We start from the raw sequence: 17,385 nt of genomic DNA, 5'->3' as shown, positions 1-17,385 counted from the left end.
CGGCCCAAGTGGAGACAGGCCTAACCTGCCGCCTTTTCGGGCGCGTGGCCAAGGACGCTTTTGATCTCCAAGTACTCGTGGAAGCCGAACTCACTCCATTCGCGACCGTTGCCGCTTCCCTTGTAGCCGCCGAAAGGCGCGTTCATGTCGAAGGCGTGGTTGATTGTCACCCAGCCAGCACGGATCCGGCGCGCAACGGTGCGCGCCTTGTCGAGGTCGGCTCCCGAAACGTATCCGGCCAGACCGTAGTCTGTGTCGTTGGCAATTTCGATCGCGTGGTCGATGTCGTCGTAACCGATCATGCACAGCACCGGCCCGAAGATTTCCTCGCGGGCGATGGTCATGTCATTGGTGACGTCGGCAAAGACGGTGGGCTTGACGTAGTAGCCGGTGTCCAGTCCATCTGGCCGGCCGGTGCCGCCGGTGACCAGCATGGCGCCCTCGTCGATACCCTTTTGGATCAAGCGCTGAACCTTGTCGAACTGCGCTCTTGAGGCAAGCGGTCCGATTGCACGGCTGTCATCGGGGTCGCCGACCTTCACCTGTTCGGCGGCTTCGCGGGCAATTGCGACCGCTTCGGCCATGCGTGATTTAGGCACCAGCATGCGCGACGGCGCGTTACAGCTCTGGCCGGTGTTCAGCATCATGTTGACCACGCCGGCACGGACGCTGTTCTCGAATTCCGCATCGTCCAGGACGATGTTCGGGCTCTTGCCCCCCAGTTCCTGGGTCACTCGCTTCACCGTCGGGGCGGCGTTTGCAGCCACGTCGATGCCGGCGCGGGTGGAACCGGTAAACGAAACCATGTCGATGTCGGGGTGACGGGACAGCGCCACCCCCACGCCCGGGCCGTCGCCATTGACCAGGTTGTATACCCCTGCTGGAACGCCTGCGGCATCGAGGATTTCGGTGAAGATGTATGCCGAGTAGGGCGCAACCTCCGAAGGCTTCAAGATCATCGTGCAGCCGGTCGCCAGTGCCGGGTACACCTTGACTGCGATCTGGTTGAGCGGCCAGTTCCACGGTGTGATCAGCCCGCATACCCCGATCGGCTCCTTGACCACCAGGGTTGCACCGTGCTGTTCCTCGAACGAAAAGTTCTTCAGCACATCTATGGCAGTCATCAGGTGACCGAGGCCGAGCTGCACCTGCGGCCCAGCGGCCAACGATGGCGGCGCACCCATCTCCTCCGTCACTGCTCCTGCAAGGTCGTCAGCGCGTCTTTGGTATTCCGCGAGAATCGCTTGCAGAAGATCAAGGCGCTCTTCGCGGCTGCTTTGCGACCATGTGGCGAACGCCCTTCGGGCCGCATTCACCGCCACGTCGACGTCGGCGGCCGAACCAAGTGAGATTTTGCCGGTGATCTGTTGAGTAGCGGGATTTTCGATGTCGAAAGGGTTAGGTCGCACGGGATCGACCCACTGACCATCGATGTAGAACTTCACATATTCGCGCATGAAGCCATCCTCCTACTGAGTTCCCTCGGCGTACCAGGTTCTGAATTCGCCGTAGTTGGGCATTTCTTCCGAATTGACTTTGGGATCGATGCAGACATGGACGACAGCGGGTCTGCCGCTCGCGTAGGCCCGTTTGATTGCCGGGGCGATGTCGTCGTCTTTCTCGACGTACTCGCCGTGGCAGCCCAGCCCCTCGGCGATCTTGTCGAAGCGCACGTTCTTGCTCCAGTGCACGCCCGGCTGTGACGACGGCTGCTCGAAGGTGCGCTTGTAGACCCCGACTTCGAGGCCCCACTGGTGGTCGACGCCGACCACACAGACCAACGGCAGTTTCAGCCGCGCGGCGGTCTCCAGTTCAGCGATATGGAACAGGAACGACGAGTCGCTGGTCAGCAGCATGACCGGCCGCTTGCCGCCGTCGGCGACCGACGCGCCGACCGCGTAGGGCAGCCCGGTGCCGAGGTGGCCGAAGTTCTGGTTCCAGATGACGTCGTGCGGCTTGGCCTGTGAATAGGTCCACTGGAAGATGACCGTGGCGCCGCCGTCACGCACCATGATGCCGGCCTTCGGGAAGGCCTTGGTCGCTTCGACCACGAAACGTGCCGTGTGGATGGGGGTTTGGCCGCTCGGCGCGGTTTCGGCCAGTTCGGCCACGTGCTCGACGTCCTGTTTGATCCAGCGTTCGAGATCGGCCGACGGTGTGCGTGGTTTGTCTCTGAGTGCCTCGATCAGTTGGGGCACGACGCCACGCAGGTCTCCCACCAGCGCCACGTCGACCGGCCGGTTCACTCCGATCGCCAACGGGTCCTGCTCGACGTAGATCCATTTGCGGTGGGCGTTGTTGTCGGCCCAGTGGCGGGTGGTGCCGTAATGGACGGGTTCACCGAGCTCGGTTCCGAGTGCCACGCATAGATCCGATGTGACCACCGCCTCGACCGCCGCCGACGAGAAACCGTAAGGGAAGGTGCGGTCTTCAAGCCCAGCAATGAACGAAGTGCCGCCGGAGGTCTGGATCACCGGGCACGCCATCACATCGGCGAGCGCCTTGACCGCAGGACCGCTGCGTGACGTGTGCACAGCGTGACCGACCAGCAGGATCGGCGCCTTGGCGTCGCGGATCAGCGCCGCCGCTCGAGCGATCTCCGGCGCGCCGGCGCCCTGGTTGACGAGCCGGTAGGCGTTGGGCGACAACGGTTCTGCCACCTCGAGCTCTTGGGTGATCACGTGCGCGGGGTATTCGATGTAGGCCGGGCCCGGGGTACCGGACATCGCACGCCGGATGGCCTCGTGCACGAGCTCGTCGGTCTGGTCGGCGTACTCGATCGAGGCGCTGAACTTGACCGACGGCGCGAAAAGCCGTTCCTGCTGGACGAATTGGATGCGTCCGCGGCGCACTCGACGTTCAGTGATGCGTGCCCGCTGGCCGCCGAGGAAGATCACCGGCGAGTTTTCGACCTTGGCGCACATCATCGCTCCGGCCAGGTTGGCCACACCGGGCCCCAGCGTGCCGATGCACAGACCGGGCTTGCCGGTCATGCGCGACACCGCTTCGGCCATGAAGCCCGCGCTTTCCTCGTGATGCGGCGCAACCACCGTCCAGCCACGCGCTTCGGCTTCACGGAACATGTGCACGAAGTTCGGGTCGGGGATGCCGAACAGCGTGTTCACGCCCTCGACCTCGAACAGATCGAGAATGCGCTTGTAGACCGGTACGCCCATCGTCACGTCTCCTTTCGTGGGCGAGCAGACGCAAAAGCCTCTTTTCCGTCGGCGTGTCCGGTGCTTTTGCGTCTGCTCGCGCTAACTGGTGCCAGGCCAACTTCGTCGAGCACCGCGCTGGTGTCTGCACCCAGCTCCGGTGCCGGGCCGGCGACGCGGCCCGGTGTGCGCGAAAACCACGTCGGCACACCGGGAAAGCGCATCCGACCGTGCGGGGTGTCGACGGTCTCGAACAACCCGACAGCGTTGAGTTGCGGGTTGTCGAACAGTGCACCCGGTGTGCGGATCGGCGCAGCAGGTATCTCCAGCTCGCGGAACAGCTTCAACCACTCCTCGGTGGTCCGCTCCTGCATTGTCTCGGCCACCAAGGCGTAAACGGAGTCGATCTGGCGTGCTCGCTGCTCGAGTGTCGCGTACTGGTCGCTGGCCCAGGCGGGCCGCACGGCGTCGATGAAAGCGGCCCAATGTTTGTCGGTGTAGATCAGCGCGGCGATATAGCCGTCGCTGGTGCGGTAGGGCCGCCGGTTGGGTGCCAAGGCTCGAGGGTAGCCGGCGGGCCCGAGCGGCGGATCGAAGATGGCGCCGTTGGCGTGCTCGACGAGCATGAACGAGGCCAAGGTCTCGAACATGCTGACCTCGACCTCTTGCCCTTGGCCGGTTCGTTCGCGGTGAAACAGCGCCATCATGGTGGCGTAGAGCGCCGTCAGGCCGGCCACTTTGTCGGCCATGATCGTGCCGACATAGCTTGCCTCGCCGGTCAATTGCTTTTGGACAGCGGGCAACCCGCATTCGGCCTGGATGGTGTCGTCATAGGCGGGCAGGTCGCGGTCGGGCCCGCGCCGGCCGTAGCCGTAGCAGTTGGTGTAGATGATGGCCGGGTTGACGGCGACGACCTCGTCATAACTGAATCCGAGCCGAGCGATCGCCTTGGCGCGCATCGAATGGATGAACACGTCCGCGGTTTCGATCAGCGCCCGCAGCGCGGTCTTGCCGGCTTCGGTCTGCAGATCCAAGACGACGCTGCGCTTGCCGCGGTTGACGTTGACGAAGACACCGCTCATCCCGGGCACCGGTCCGACCGAAATGTAGCGGGTCGTATCGCCCTCCGGCGGCTCGACTTTGATCACGTCAGCGCCCATGTCGGCCATGATCTGGGTGCAGTAGGGGCCCATCACCATCGCGGTCAGATCGAGCACCCGCACTCCGGCCAGCGGCCCGGTCGCGCTAGCCATAGCGGGCCTCGGCCCGGGCCATCTCGAAGCTGTAGCGGATGTGCTCGACGTGACCGTCGGGAACGGCCGGAAACACCATCGGCGACGTCATGTCGCGGATCGCGTCGATGTCTTCGCCAACTTGCTCAACCGACCATGACGGGCGATACACGCCAGGGCTCTCGGCAACAACGGCTTTGGCCACCCGCCCGGCGAGGGCAATCAAAATTTCGCCGGTGATCGAACAGGATTCGTGGGCCAGCCAGCCCACCACCGGCGCCACCAGCTCCGGGCCCCACGGCGGGTAGGCCGACGTGTCAATGCCTTCGGCCATCCGCGACTCTGCCGCCGGCACGATGACGTTGCACTGCACACCCTCGGCGGCGCCCTCCAGCGCGATGACATTGGACAACCCGATAACGCCGGCCTTGGCGGCGGCGTAGTTCGCAACGCCGTGGTTGCCGTAGAGCCCGCCGATCGACGACGTCAAGACGATGCGGCCGTAGTGCGTGGCGCACATCAACGGGAACGCGGGCCGCACCACATGGAAGGCGCCCCGCAGATGAACATCGATGACCGCATCGAAATCGTCGGAGCTCATCGCTTTCAACGACGCCCGACGGACGTTGCCTGCATTGTGGATGAGGATGTCGATACGTCCGTAGTGATCGAGAGCCGCCTCAATGATCGCCTTGCCGCCGTCCGGTGTCGCAACGGTTTCCGTGCACGCGACCGCTTCCCCGCCGGCTGCCCTGATCTCGTCCACAACAGCTTGCGCGGGTCCGGCGTCGACACCGTTCCCCGTCAGGCTGGCGCCGATGTCGTTGACAACGACTTTGGCTCCTTTCGACGCCAGCAACAGCGCGTAGGCACGGCCAAGTCCGCGGCCCGCCCCGGTTATGACGGCTACCCGATCGTCGAACTTGAGTTCAGCCATCATGCGCCGAGGATGAGGCCGTCGAGGTCGCCCTTTGCGCGCCACTCGGCCAACAGGTCACCGAACGCGTAGAACCCAGGACCATACGGTTCCCCGAGATGCGAGCGGATCCCCTCGCCGCCTCCGCCGCCCTCGTTGTTGTAATAGCCCGGAGTGCACTCCATTTCGAATTGGCTGTTGTCGACGGCGGTCTCGCGGATGGTCCGGCACCACTGGTCCTGGGCCTCTTGGGTGGGTTCGACGGTCGTCGCGCCGCGCGCCATGGTCTGCGCGATGATGTAGGCGATGTGTTCGCCTTGCAGCTCGTAGTTGGCGCTGATGTTCGCCGACACACCGACTTGGGTGAAGCCGGTGTAGAACTGGTTGGGAAAGCCGCGGCTGGTCATGCCGTGCAAGGTACGGAAACCGTCGCGCCAGTAGTCGAACAGCGATACGCCGTCGCGGCCTTCGATCGTCTCGATGCTGTAGCGGCGGCTGATGTCGGTGGTGATCTCGAAACCGCTCGCGTAGATAATGCAGTCGACTTCGTATTCGATACCGTTGGCCACCAAGCCCTTTTCGGTGGCCTTTTCGACGCCTTTTGATGCCGAGACATCGACCAGCGTGACGTTCGGTCGGTTGAAGGTCGGCAGGTAGTCGTCGTTGGAGCAGGGCCGCTTGCACAGGAACCGGTAGTAGGGTTTGAGCATCTCGGCGGTTTGCTTGTCTTCGACGACGGCCTCGATGCGGCGGCGCAGCCGCTCCATCACCTTGTAGTCTTCTTCTTCCCGTATCGCCATGAATTGCTCGGGGGTGACTGTGGCCGGGTTTTCCAGCGCGAGAATCCTTGCGGCGGTGTTGCGTCCGAGTTCGGTCCAGAAGTCGCAGACGAGGTCGGGCTGGCCGGGTGCGCCACCTTCGAAGGTCCAGGCATGGAAGTTGCGTTGCCGCTCCTTCTGCCATCCGGGCTGCAACGACGCCACCCACGCCGGATCGGTTGGGATGTTGTTGCGCTCGTCGACGGTTGAGGGTGTGCGCTGAAAGACGTAGAGGTGCTTGGTGTAGCGGCCCAGGAACGGGATTACCTGGATGGCGGTGGCGCCGGTGCCGACGATCGCGACCCGCTTGTCGTGCAGCTTGTCCAGCCCGCCGGTGGCGTCGCCGCCGGTGTAGTCGTAGTCCCACCGCGACGAGTGAAAGCTGTGTCCCTTGAAGTCCTTGATTCCGGGGATGCCCGGCAGCTTCGGCCGGTGGAAGTTGCCCGACGCCATGACGACGAAGCGGGCGCGGATGTCGTCGTCGCGCTTGGTACCGATCCGCCAGCGTTTGATCTCGTCGTCCCAGTGCAGTTCGCGAACCAGGGTGGAGAAGATCGCGGCATCGTAGAGGCCGTAGTGCTTTCCGATTCTGCGGCAATGCTCGTAGATCTCGGTGCCGTCCGCGAATTTCTTCGAGGGGATGTAGTTGAGCTCTTCGAGCAGCGGAACGTAGCAATAGGACTCGTTGTCGCACTGGATTCCTGGGAAGCGGTTCCAGTACCAGACGCCGCCGAAGTCGCCGCCCAGCTCGATGATCCGGACGTCGTCGACGCCGGCTCGTTTCAGGTGCGCGGCGCACAGTAGTCCGGCGAAGCCGCCGCCGAGCACGGCAACGTCGATATCCGCCGAGATCGGCTCCCGGGGGACGAACGGTGTGTGCGGGTCGGTTTCGTAGAAGTCGGCGAATTCCCCGGTCAGTTCGACGTATTGCTTGGAGCCTTCGGCGCGCAGCCGCTTGTCGCGCTCGTGCCGGTATTTTTCCCGCAGCGCGTCGATGTCGATGTCGTCGGGAGTCTGCGTCGGTGGGCAGTCCATAGTCAGCTTTCGTTACCCAGTTCGCGCGGTGCGCCGGTACCCATGTACTCGGCGAGGTTGCGGTGCAGGTTGGCGGTGCTGCGTTCCATGTAGGGGTTGGGTTTTGTGCCTGTGAAGCCAAGTGATTTCATGCCTTGCTGCACTGCGGCCATGTTGGAGAAGTCCTGCGGAAACACCGTCCGCCAGTTGGGGTCATCGGGCGGAAGATACTCCCACTCTGGATGAGGCTCTTGGCCTTCCGGGTAGAGCTCGTAGCAGGATGCCTCGAAGAGGCACATATTCGGGTCGTAGCCGTACGGGCGGGCGCTGTAGCACAGGGCGGTGGTCAAGCCCTGCCCGATCTGGAAGTTCGGAAAAATCTGCCATGCGGTCCCACTCTTGGCGAGGTGTTCGGGATCGATGGTCGGCCAGATCACGCCGCGGGCTGCGTCGTCGCGGCGAGCCGACGACAGCCAGTGCTCGAGCACCTGGTCGGCCGGGGTGCCTTCGGGTAGTTCGTCGACCAGTCGGCGCGCCGCGTCGGCCAGCGTCTTGGTGGTGGTGGCGTTGGTTTCCTCCAAGGTGTAGACCTGCATTTCCGCAGTGGAGATGCGCGGGTCGGCGCCGGTGCCGAGCCGGATCTTGGATTTGGTCTTCTCCAGGTCCTTCGGCGCGTCGTAACCGATGTTGCTGTGCCGGCCGTGCGCCTTGGCCCAGCCGCGAAAGGTGCCGAACTTGTTGAACTGCGGATGTGTCGTCGCGACATGGTAGGTCTCGTTGAAGGCCTCCATTGCGACTTTCCAATTGCATTGGAAATGCAGCCATTTGCGCCATTTACACCGCATCTTGTCCAGCTGGAACGGGTCGAGCATGGTGGCGGCGGGTTCGAGATAGTCCCGCAGCGGCTCGCAGTCGGGGTCCATGTTGATCCACACCCAGCCGCCCCAGGTGTCGACGTTGACCGGCGCCAGATGGGTGTTCTGCGGTGTCAGCGCACCCTGCCAGTCCTGCTTCTCGGGCACATGGATACAGCTGCCGTCCAGGTCGTATGTCCAGCCGTGGAATCCGCAGACGAACGACTTCTTGCGGCCACACGCGTTTTTGGCCCCCTCCGGGGTGTCGACCAGTCGGCGGGCACGGTGCATGCAGACGTTGTGGTGGGCCTTGAACGTGTCGGGCCCCGTGCGCACGACCACGATGGAATCGTCGAGAATGTCGTAGGTCAGGTAGCTGCCGACTGTGGGGAGATCTTCGACCCGCCCGACCTGCTGCCATACCTTGCGCCACAGTTTGTCGCGCTCGGCGCGCGCATACTCCTCGGACAGGTAGGCATCGACGCCGATCGTCACCGGCGCGGAAAGCTCTTCGGCTGCTTGGACTTCGGTGTCAGTCATCACATGCTCCTTAGCGCCGCTCGGAACGACTCGTCCTTGAGAAACAGCGACGTGTTGTCGGCGTCCAGATGGGTCCACTTGAGGTCGAGCCCGCCGTCGACCAGCAGCGTCTGGCCGGTGATATAGCTGGAGAGATCCGAGATCAAAAACAGGATGGCGCCGGCGATTTCGTCCGGGCGGCCCCGTCGTCCCATTGCGATGGCGCGACGGTCCCGCTCCGGGTCGTCGTCGACATACGTGCCGGAAGCCGGTGTTTCGGTGACCCCCGGAGCCACGGCGTTGACCCGGATGCCGTCCAGGGCCAGTTCGACCGCCATCGTGCGGGTCATCGCGACGATCGCCGCTTTTGCGGTGCCGTAGGCGATGTGGAACGGCGCGGTATTCATGCCGCTGATCGAGGAGATCGACACGATCGAGCCTTGGCGTTTCTGCGCCTTCAGCTCGGCGGCGATCGCCTGGCTCATGAAGAACGTCGTTTCGAGATTGTCTCGGAACAGCTGCTGCCAATCCGATCGGGTTACCCGCGTGGCCGGCATCCAGGTGGTCGGTGCCGCACCGCCCGCGACGTTGACGAGCCCGTGCAAAGCGCCTTCGGTACGTCGCGCCGCGTCCACGGTGGCTGCCACACCCTCGTCGGTGGATGCGTCGGCCGCGACCGACACGATCGGCAAGCCCTGTGCCGTAAGCGGCCCAATGTGCCGGTCGAGGTTGTCTCGACACCGGCTCACCGCGATCACCGTCGCTCCCGCCTGGGCGAGCATCCTCGTCACGGTGGTGCCGATGCCGCCCCCCGCGGCACCCGACACCACGACGATGCGGCCCTCGAGACTCAGGAGGTCGTCTGCCGCCACCAATACCCGCTTCCACCCGCGCCGAACGGTCCGGCTGCTAATTGTCCGGACAAGATAGCCTTATATACGCAATTGAGAACATGATTCTCCGCATGCGGTCCGCCGTCAAGGACTACCGCTAGAAGGCTCCGCGGGTATTGTCTGGACGAATATGCTGGGCGGGAGTATCGCGGAGGTCGCCGAGGATGTTGTCGCAGCAGAGCCGTTACCCGGTGCCGGGTTCGCCCGTCGTGGCAGAAGGCTGGAGCTTGACCCGGCTCACGGAGCCGAGCCGACTGTTCGGCGCCAACGGCCTGCGCACCGGCCCGGACGGGCGTATCTACATCGCTCAGGTGACTGGCAGCCAGATCAGCGCGCTTGACATCGAAACCGGCGAGCTGGACACCGTCAGCGTCAAAGGCGGCGACATCATCGCCCCCGACGACGTGGCGTTCGACCCGCGCGGCAACCTCTATGCCACCGAGGTGATGGACGGGCGGGTCAGCGTGCGCGGGACCGACGGCCGTACTCGGGTGCTGCGCGACGACGTCCCGTGTGCCAACGGCATCACCGTCCACCAAGGCCGGTTGTTCATCGGTGAATGCCGGGAAGGTGGGCGTCTTCTGGAGCTGGATCGCAGCGGCGGTGCACCGCGGGTGCTGCTGGAGGATGTGCCGTCGCCCAATGCCATGGAGGTCGGTCCGGACGGCCTGCTGTACTTCCCGGTGATGGGCGCCAACGAGATCTGGCGGATAGATCCCGATGGCGGGCAGCCGCAACGGGTGGCCTCCGAGCTTGGTGTCCCCGATGCGGTCAAGTTCGATTCCGCGGGCCGGATCGTCTCGACCCAGGTGGCCAGCGGACAGGTGCTGCGTATCGATCCCCGCACCGGCGAGCGCCGCGTGCTGGCTCAACTGAGTCCTGGATTGGACAACTTGACGTTCGTGGGCGATCGGTTGTTCGTCTCGAATTTCACCGGGCAGATCACTGAAATCCGCGACGGCGGAGCAACCCACACCGTGTTGCCGGGCGGCTTGAACTGGCCGCTGGGCCTGGCAGTCGGCGATGACGGCAATCTCTATGTCGCCGACGGGACCTTCTTCTACGCCCTGGTTCCCGACGGGGGGTTGCAGACGCTTGGGATGCTGTTCACGCCGGGCTATCCGGGCTTTTTACGCGGGATTACCCCCGCGGGTGCGGGCGAGTTCGTGGTCACCACGTCCGGCGGGCAGGTGTCGCGATACCGACCTGCTGATAGCGAAAGCGACGTTCTCGCAGACGGTTTCGATCAGCTGTACGGCGTTGCGCTCGCCCCCGATGGTGCAGCCGTGGTCGCGGAACTGGGAACCGGTCGAGTGCTGTGCGTCCGCGACGGGCACGTCGAGGTGCTCGCCCACGGTTTGCGCGAACCGGTCGGGGTGGCGATCGCTGCCGACGGCCGTTGCCTGGTCTCCGAATCAGGTGCTGGGCGGGTGGTCACCGTCAGCCACGGCGGCACCGAGTCTGTGCTGGACGGTTTGCGCCGCCCGCAGGGGGTCCTGGTGCGCGATGGGCAGCTGTACGTCGTCGATGCCGATGCCAAGGAGCTGCTCGCCGTGGATCTTGACACCGGCGTCAGGCACACCATTGCGTCCGAGCTACCGGTCGGGGCCCCGCCCGGCGTCGTGCCCAAGCCGCTGCGCGGCATGCCGCCGTTCTCCGGGCCGCAAGGGCCGTTCGCCGGCATCGCGGCCGGGCCGGACGGCACGCTGTACGTGTCGGCCGACGGCGAGGGCAGTGTGCTTGCGTTTCGGCGGGAAGGCGATCGTCATGCCTGATACTCGACCGGCCGACCACCGCTATCTGCAGGTGGCGCGAACGCTGCGCAAAGAGATCGTGGACGGTGTATACCCGGTCGGATCGCAACTTCCCACCGAACATGAGCTGTCTCAGCGGTTTTCGGTCAGCCGCTACACAGTGCGGGAGGCGCTGCGACGGCTGCGTGACGACAACTTGGTGTCGTCGCGACCGCGAACCGGCACCCTCGTGGTGCCCCGCGCGTCTGCCGACTCCTACGTGCAGGACGTCGTGTCGATCAACGACCTGCTAGCCTTCGCCACCGGCGCCCGTTTTGCGATCGAATCGGTGAAGATGGTGACGATCGACGCGGAGCTGGCCGAACGGACCGGCCTTGCCCGCGGTGAAGAATGGTTGAGCGTCCAAGGCTTTCGGCAGACCGACGGTGCGGAGATTCCGCTCTGCCGCACGGAGTACTACATCAACCGGGCGTTCGCCGCGGTGGGCCGACTGCTGCAACGCCACACCGGGCCAATCTTCCCGTTGATCGAGGACCTGTTCGGGTTGAGCATCGTGGAGGTCGACCAGGAGATCGCCGCGGTGTCGATCGGGCCGGAACTGGCGACCGCGCTCAAGGTGGAGGCGGGAACCCCGGCCTTGGAAATCCACCGCAGATACACCACGTCCGATGGAGAGGTCGCCCAGGTGACGATCAATACCCATCCAGGATCGCGGTTTCGTCATGCGATGACGATGCGACGGGTGCGGGGTTAGGGTGAGCCGGCGGTGTCCGCGAGTGTGCGGATCTGGACGCCCCCAGCGGCGTGTCGCGTACGAAACCGCACACTCGGGCAGCTCGATCCACGTTGTCACGGTGGGATGTGGCTAGACGGCTAATCGGCGGACGGTCGGTCCGCTGGGACGAGGAAATCGCATCCGACGCATATGCTCGCGGCGTGTGGGTGCGTCACACCCTGGCCGACGCGTTGCAAGAAGCGGCGCAGGATTCTCCGCAGCGGGTGCTGGTGGTCGACGGCGACGTCCGCCTGGACTGCCGCACGCTCTACCAGCAGGCGACGAGCTTGGCACACGCGTTGTTGGACCGGATGCCGGTGGGCAACGTGGTGTCGTTCATGCTGCCGAACTGGCATGAAGCCACCGTCATCTACCTGGCGGCGACGTTGGCGGGAATGGTGGTCAATCCCATTCTTCCGTCGCTGCGCGACCGCGAGCTGCGTTTCATATTGGAGGACGTCGACGCGCGAATGGTGTTCGTGCCGTTCCGCTTCGGCGGCTACGACTTCGCGTCGATGCTGACGCGGGTGAGCGCACAGCTGGCGTCGCCTCCCCATGTCGTCGTCGTTCGGGGCGAGCACGACCGGCACACGTCGTTTACGTCGCTGCTCGACCGACCGTCTACGGCAGCCGAGCTGCCGGTACTGGAGCCCGATGCGGTACGCATGATCCTGTACACGTCTGGCACCGCGGGTCGCCCGAAAGGTGTTTTGCACAGCCATAATTCGATACATGCGCTGATCTGCCAGATTCGCGACCCCTGGCTGGTCGACCAGGGCGACCGGTTCCTGGTTGCGTCGCCGATCGCGCACATCGGCGGCTCCATTTATGCTTTCGAGTGCCCGCTGCTGCTAGGCACCACGGCGGTGCTGATGGATCGCTGGAACGCCGACGAGGCGGTGCGGCTGATGCAATCCGAGCGCTGTACGCACATCGCTGGTGCTACCCCGTTCTTGCAGCAGATGCTCACCGCCGCGCAGCGCGCCGGCACTCGGCTGCCCGAACTGAAGGTATTCGTGTGCGGCGGTGCGTCGGTGCCGCCGTCGCTGATCCGGCGGGCGGCAGGCTATTTCGAGCGCGCTACCGTTACCCGGGTTTATGGCTCCACAGAAGTCCCGATCACCACAATCGGGTCGCCGGACGACGTTGACCACGCCGCCGACACCGACGGCCGCCCAGGCTTGGCCGAGGTCAAGCTGGCTCACGAAGCCGCTGCTGTCGGCGGCGAAATTCTTGTCCGCGGGCCGCAGATGCTGCTCGGATATCTGCATTCGGAAGACGAGACGGATTCGTTCGACGCCGACGGCTATTTGCGCACCGGCGATCTGGGCTGCTGGGTCGACGGCGAATACCTTGTCGTCACCGGCCGGGCCAAGGACGTCATCATCCGCAACGGCGAAAACATCTCGCCCAAAGAAATCGAGGACATCCTCGTCGGCCACCCCGGTATCGCCGAAATCGCCATCGTTGGCCTGCCGGACGCCCACACCGGCGAGCGGGCCTGCGCCGCAATCGTGCCCACCGCCGCACCCGGGCCTGACGTGGTCGGCCTGCGCAGTTTTCTGCAGGAGCGTGGAGTGGCGACGTTCAAGGCGCCGGAGCAGGTGGTTATCTGCGATTCGCTGCCGAAGAACGACGCGGGCAAGGTGCTGAAGCATCGAATCAAAGAGGCACTCACGAATACGGATGGATGAGATGCAGGTAGCGATCGTCACCGGCGCAAGCGGTGCCATCGGATTTGGTTGCGCGACAAAGCTAGCCGAGATGGGCATGGCGATCCTGGGAACGGGACGCGACGCGGGCAGACTCGACGAACTCGAGCAAGCGATCGGTGAGCCCGACCGAGTTACCACACTCCCCGTCGACTTGACCGATGACGACGCGCCCCGCCGGATTGTCGAGGCCGCCGTCGGGCGGTGGGGTCATGTCGACTTCCTGATCAACAACGCCGGTGTTGGTAGTCCCAAGCCGTTGCATGAGACCGACGACGAATCATTGGACTACTTCCTGGCTTTGATGCTGCGCGCACCGTTCCGGCTGGCGCGCGAAGTGCTGCCGCACATGCGGCCCGGTTCGGCCATCGTCAACATGACATCCACGTTCGCGGTGGTGGGCGGACTTCGTGGCGGTGCCTATTCCGCTGCCAAGGGCGGGCTTACGGCACTGACCACCCACATCGCCTGTCAATACGGGTCGCAGGGAATACGGTGCAACGCTGTGGCTCCCGGCGTCATCCAGACTCCGATGACCGAAAATCGATTGCAGGACGAGCGGTTTCGCCGGATGAACATCGAGATGACGCCGCACCAGCGGTTGGGCACCGTCGACGACGTCGCAGGCGCCGTGGCGTTCTTGTGCTCGCCGGGCGGCAGTTTCGTCAATGGGCAGACGATCGTCGTCGACGGTGGCTGGAGTTCCACGAAATACCTCTCGGACTTCGCGCTGACGTCGCAGTGGACGGCGCGGTGAACCTGTTCGCGCTGCTGAATCAGGCAGCGATGCGCTTCCCTGACCGTGGGGCGGTGTACCACGGTCAGGGCCTCGTCTGCAGCTGGCGAGAACTGCGGGAGCGTGCCCTGCGCCTTGCGGGTTCTCTGCGACGACATTGCCCAGCGGGAGCCCGGATCGCGATCGCCAGTGAGAACCGTCCTGAGATCGTTGAACTGCTCTTCGGTGTCTGGGCGGCCGAGTGTGTGGCTGTTCCAGTCAATTACAAGCTGCATCCGCGAGAAACAGCGCAGATCCTCGACGATGCCGGGGCATCTCAGGTTTTCGCCTCCGCGACGATCGCGAGCGATCTTGGCTCACTCACCACCGTTCCGATCGAAGCTCTTGGCAGCCAAGAGTATTTGCAGCGGCTCACCGCGGACCCGGTTCCAGCGCCGTGCACGGATCCGGCGACGCTGGCATGGCTCTTCTACACCAGCGGGACGACCGGCCGGGCGAAGGGCGCCATGCTGACCCATCGCAACCTGATCGCGATGACGCTCGCCCATCTCGCCGACATCGATGGACCCGACCAAGGCTGCAGCCTGGTGCACGCCGCGCCGATGTCGCACGGTTCTGGGCTCTACATCCCCGCCTATGTATTGCGCGGCGCCCGCCAAGTGTTGCCCGCCGGCAGCGGCTTTGACGCAGACGAATTCCTCGAGCTGTGCGAGTTCCATCCGGGTTGCAGCGCTTTTCTCGCCCCGACGATGGTGCAGCGCTTGGTCGAGACCGGCCGGGCCCGGCCGCGGCAATTGGGGACAATCATCTACGGCGGGGGGCCGATGTATGTCGAGAGCATGAAGAAAGCGCTGGCAGCATTTGGCCCGATCTTCGCGCAGATCTACGGCCAGGGTGAATCGCCGATGACCATCACCGGCCTACCCCGCGTGGACCACGAAGCGGCCGACGACGCGGTGCTGGGCTCGGTCGGCTACCCCCGATCCGGTGTAGAGGTCGCAGTGCTACGCGGGGACGGCACACCGGCAGCAGTCGACGAGGTCGGTGAGATCGTCTGTCGCAGTGACGTCGTCATGTGTGGCTACTGGAACGATCCGGTCGCCACCCGCGAGGCACTGCAGAACGGGTGGCTGCGCACCGGCGATATGGGCTCCTTCGATGTGCGCGGCTACCTGACGCTGCGCGACCGCTCGAAGGACGTCGTGATCAGTGGCGGCAGCAACGTCTATCCGCGAGAGGTCGAGGAGGCGCTGCTCGAGCATCCCGGTGTGTCGGAGGCTTGCGTTGTCGGCGCACCGGACGCGGAGTGGGGTGAGGTGGTGGTCGCGTTCATCGTCGGCGCGGTCGATGCCGATGAACTCGGTGCGCATCTACTTCAACGCATCGCCCGCTTCAAACGCCCGAAGCGTTACGTCTTCGTCGACCGGTTGCCGAAGAACAGTTACGGCAAGGTACTCAAGCGCGAACTGCGGCAGCAGTTGGCATGACGGGTCGTCGCCGGACGGACAGTCACTCGAAACGGTGTCGAATGCCTGCCAACATCGCGATGTGTGCGTTGGCTGCCTGGCGGATCGTCACTGCCGCCAGCGGTCGGGGCGCTGAGATGTGGATTCGCTCGATGATCCGGGTGCCGACCTGAATCGGCTCGAATGTCACTGCGCCGCGTAGCCGGACACCGGGGAACTGGCGGGCCTCCGTGATCACATCGCCGTGCACCGGAACCTGGAGCCGTGCGCGGTAGTTGATGCGAATACCGAGTGGCCCGAATCGGATCCGGTCTGTTACCCGATAGCTTTGGATATACCCATCGCCGGTGTTCCGCCGCGATGTCGACCGCACTGCGACGACCAACGGGTGCACCAGCTTCATGTTCTCCAAGTTGACATAGAACGTACGGACCTGCTCGGGCGCGGCCGGTACCGTTTCGGTGAATGTCCGTTCGGCCTGCGCGGTCCACCAGCTCACTAGAGATCGACCTAGCGGTGATCGCGCCCAAACGCCTTGACAAACGCGGTGATTCGGCCGCGAGTGTCTTCGGCCAGCCAGCCGGCCCGCGTCTTCGTATCCACTTCGGCGCCGGCAGCGATCGCCTCGTGAGCCGGCCGGTGCAGCTGTTCCTTGGTAGCCGCGTACGCTGCCGGCGAATACTCGCCGAGTCGACGCGCGATCGCAACAGCCTCCGCTGTGAGCTCGGCGGCGGGGACCACCAGATCGACCCAGCCCCGAGCCGCCGCCGAATCCACGTCAATCGTGTTGGCTTGCAGCGCTGCCCGGGTGACCGAGGTGCCCATCGCAGAGCGGCATATCTCGAGGGCGGCCACTGGGAACGGGACCCCGACTGCGAGCTCAGTGAGGCCGATCGTCCCGGCGGACATGAGTCGGATGTCGGCGCACATGGCGAAGACGCATCCGCCCGCAATGGCATGCCCGTTGATCGCCGCGACCACCGGCGCCGGGTGGTCGAAGACGGCGAGGAAAGCCGCGGAGAGAGCGGTGATGAAGCGATCGGTGTACTCAGGTCCGCCGCCGATGAGCGCCGGCAAGTCGACGCCGGCCGAAAAGCACTTGCCTTTGCCAGTGATGACCACTGGGCCGTCGACGCGGCGCATGGTCGCGACCACGTCGTCGAGCAGCGCGAGGTCAAGAGCATTCACCGGCGGATGGTCGAAGCCGATGACCGTCACGCCGTCTCGGGCTTCTGTCTCCATTGCGGATCGGCTTTGCGGCATCGCAGTTTACAGCCCTGGCTCTGTCTCGACGCGATAGGCGCGCGCTACCTACCTCTTGCTTGGAATGACGATCACAACGATCAGGGTGATGATGCTGAAAAACAGCCCGAGGATGCCCCAACCAAGCGGATTGCGCCCCTTCATCCCGGCGATAACCGCGCAGATGATCGCGGCGATGATGCTGCCGATGCCGACGAATATCGCCTTGATGCCGCGCAGAATGAACCCAGCGGCTTGCGGGTTCTGCTGAGCGGCCAGTATCAGATCATGCAGCATGG

Annotated in this window: 15 protein-coding genes; 5 read left to right on the top strand and 10 right to left on the bottom strand. The window is 64.6% G+C overall.

Annotated elements, in window-relative coordinates; genetic code table 11:
• Positions 1-20: 20 nt before the first annotated feature.
• The 7 genes from G6N15_RS08915 to G6N15_RS08885 are packed head-to-tail and all read right to left on the bottom strand — an operon-like array spanning position 21 to position 9,380.
• Positions 21-1,457, bottom strand: a complete 1,437-nt coding sequence (locus G6N15_RS08915) for an aldehyde dehydrogenase family protein (RefSeq protein ID WP_083086869.1) — start codon at positions 1,455-1,457, stop codon at positions 21-23.
• A 12-nt stretch (positions 1,458-1,469) separates the two neighbouring features.
• Complete coding sequence (locus G6N15_RS08910; RefSeq protein WP_083086870.1) at positions 1,470-3,176, bottom strand: thiamine pyrophosphate-binding protein; 1,707 nt, start codon at positions 3,174-3,176, stop codon at positions 1,470-1,472.
• A 2-nt stretch (positions 3,177-3,178) separates the two neighbouring features.
• Positions 3,179-4,387 carry a CaiB/BaiF CoA transferase family protein gene (locus tag G6N15_RS08905; protein ID WP_179961820.1) on the bottom strand — a complete coding sequence of 403 codons (1,209 nt, stop codon included), beginning with the start codon at positions 4,385-4,387 and terminating at the stop codon, positions 3,179-3,181.
• Positions 4,388-4,400: 13 nt separating this feature from the next.
• Complete coding sequence (locus G6N15_RS08900) at positions 4,401-5,324, bottom strand: SDR family NAD(P)-dependent oxidoreductase (RefSeq protein ID WP_083086916.1); 924 nt, start codon at positions 5,322-5,324, stop codon at positions 4,401-4,403.
• On the bottom strand, positions 5,324-7,156 hold the full coding sequence (locus G6N15_RS08895; protein ID WP_139797762.1) for a flavin-containing monooxygenase: 1,833 nt from the start codon (positions 7,154-7,156) through the stop codon (positions 5,324-5,326). Before G6N15_RS08895 ends, G6N15_RS08900 begins: the two co-directional genes overlap by 1 nt.
• A gap of 2 nt (positions 7,157-7,158) precedes the next feature.
• Entirely contained in the window at positions 7,159-8,529 is a 1,371-nt protein-coding gene (locus tag G6N15_RS08890; RefSeq protein WP_083086873.1) for an aromatic ring-hydroxylating oxygenase subunit alpha, read from the bottom strand.
• Positions 8,529-9,380 carry an SDR family NAD(P)-dependent oxidoreductase gene (locus G6N15_RS08885; RefSeq protein ID WP_083086874.1) on the bottom strand — a complete coding sequence of 284 codons (852 nt, stop codon included), beginning with the start codon at positions 9,378-9,380 and terminating at the stop codon, positions 8,529-8,531. The genes G6N15_RS08890 and G6N15_RS08885 overlap by 1 nt, the downstream gene beginning before the upstream one ends.
• Before the next feature lie 185 nt (positions 9,381-9,565).
• Here G6N15_RS08885 and G6N15_RS08880 point away from each other — a divergent pair, with 185 nt between their 5' ends.
• From G6N15_RS08880 to G6N15_RS08860, 5 genes are all read left to right on the top strand, one after another.
• The gene (locus G6N15_RS08880; protein WP_083086875.1) at positions 9,566-11,176 is read left to right on the top strand and encodes a Vgb family protein; all 1,611 of its coding nucleotides are present in this window, start codon (positions 9,566-9,568) and stop codon (positions 11,174-11,176) included.
• Positions 11,169-11,909 (top strand): GntR family transcriptional regulator, encoded by a 741-nt coding sequence (locus tag G6N15_RS08875; protein WP_083086876.1) that lies wholly within the window; start codon positions 11,169-11,171, stop codon positions 11,907-11,909. Before G6N15_RS08880 ends, G6N15_RS08875 begins: the two co-directional genes overlap by 8 nt.
• Positions 11,910-12,016: 107 nt before the next feature.
• Positions 12,017-13,624 carry an AMP-binding protein gene (locus G6N15_RS08870; RefSeq protein ID WP_083086877.1) on the top strand — a complete coding sequence of 536 codons (1,608 nt, stop codon included), beginning with the start codon at positions 12,017-12,019 and terminating at the stop codon, positions 13,622-13,624.
• Positions 13,617-14,399 carry an SDR family NAD(P)-dependent oxidoreductase gene (locus tag G6N15_RS08865; protein ID WP_179961796.1) on the top strand — a complete coding sequence of 261 codons (783 nt, stop codon included), beginning with the start codon at positions 13,617-13,619 and terminating at the stop codon, positions 14,397-14,399. The genes G6N15_RS08870 and G6N15_RS08865 overlap by 8 nt, the downstream gene beginning before the upstream one ends.
• The gene (locus tag G6N15_RS08860) at positions 14,384-15,865 is read left to right on the top strand and encodes an AMP-binding protein (RefSeq protein WP_083086878.1); all 1,482 of its coding nucleotides are present in this window, start codon (positions 14,384-14,386) and stop codon (positions 15,863-15,865) included. The genes G6N15_RS08865 and G6N15_RS08860 overlap by 16 nt, the downstream gene beginning before the upstream one ends.
• Before the next feature lie 22 nt (positions 15,866-15,887).
• On the opposite strand, the gene G6N15_RS08855 is transcribed toward G6N15_RS08860, so the two are convergent.
• The 3 genes from G6N15_RS08855 to G6N15_RS08845 all read right to left on the bottom strand — a co-directional run bounded on the left by G6N15_RS08855 (position 15,888) and on the right by G6N15_RS08845 (position 17,383).
• Positions 15,888-16,343 carry an SRPBCC family protein gene (locus G6N15_RS08855; RefSeq protein ID WP_083086879.1) on the bottom strand — a complete coding sequence of 152 codons (456 nt, stop codon included), beginning with the start codon at positions 16,341-16,343 and terminating at the stop codon, positions 15,888-15,890.
• An 11-nt stretch (positions 16,344-16,354) separates the two neighbouring features.
• Entirely contained in the window at positions 16,355-17,086 is a 732-nt protein-coding gene (locus G6N15_RS08850) for an enoyl-CoA hydratase/isomerase family protein (protein WP_083086880.1), read from the bottom strand.
• A 69-nt stretch (positions 17,087-17,155) separates the two neighbouring features.
• Complete coding sequence (locus G6N15_RS08845) at positions 17,156-17,383, bottom strand: deoxyribodipyrimidine photolyase (protein ID WP_083086881.1); 228 nt, start codon at positions 17,381-17,383, stop codon at positions 17,156-17,158.
• Positions 17,384-17,385: the final 2 nt, after the last annotated feature.

The organism is Mycobacterium noviomagense, from assembly GCF_010731635.1.
GTDB lineage: Bacteria > Actinomycetota > Actinomycetes > Mycobacteriales > Mycobacteriaceae > Mycobacterium > Mycobacterium noviomagense.
The sequence above is the reverse complement of the archived record's forward strand: the minus strand, read 5'-3'. Positions and strand labels throughout refer to the sequence as shown.

Coding starts and splice junctions, on each gene's coding strand:
- G6N15_RS08895 (WP_139797762.1), bottom strand. CDS start 7,156: ATGGACTGCCCACCGACGCAGACTCCCGACGACATCGACATCGACGCG.
- G6N15_RS08875 (WP_083086876.1), top strand. CDS start 11,169: ATGCCTGATACTCGACCGGCCGACCACCGCTATCTGCAGGTGGCGCGA.
- G6N15_RS08890 (WP_083086873.1), bottom strand. CDS start 8,529: ATGACTGACACCGAAGTCCAAGCAGCCGAAGAGCTTTCCGCGCCGGTG.
- G6N15_RS08910 (WP_083086870.1), bottom strand. CDS start 3,176: ATGGGCGTACCGGTCTACAAGCGCATTCTCGATCTGTTCGAGGTCGAG.
- G6N15_RS08865 (WP_179961796.1), top strand. CDS start 13,617: ATGGATGAGATGCAGGTAGCGATCGTCACCGGCGCAAGCGGTGCCATC.
- G6N15_RS08900 (WP_083086916.1), bottom strand. CDS start 5,324: ATGGCTGAACTCAAGTTCGACGATCGGGTAGCCGTCATAACCGGGGCG.
- G6N15_RS08915 (WP_083086869.1), bottom strand. CDS start 1,457: ATGCGCGAATATGTGAAGTTCTACATCGATGGTCAGTGGGTCGATCCC.
- G6N15_RS08880 (WP_083086875.1), top strand. CDS start 9,566: ATGTTGTCGCAGCAGAGCCGTTACCCGGTGCCGGGTTCGCCCGTCGTG.
- G6N15_RS08850 (WP_083086880.1), bottom strand. CDS start 17,086: ATGGAGACAGAAGCCCGAGACGGCGTGACGGTCATCGGCTTCGACCAT.
- G6N15_RS08845 (WP_083086881.1), bottom strand. CDS start 17,383: ATGCTGCATGATCTGATACTGGCCGCTCAGCAGAACCCGCAAGCCGCT.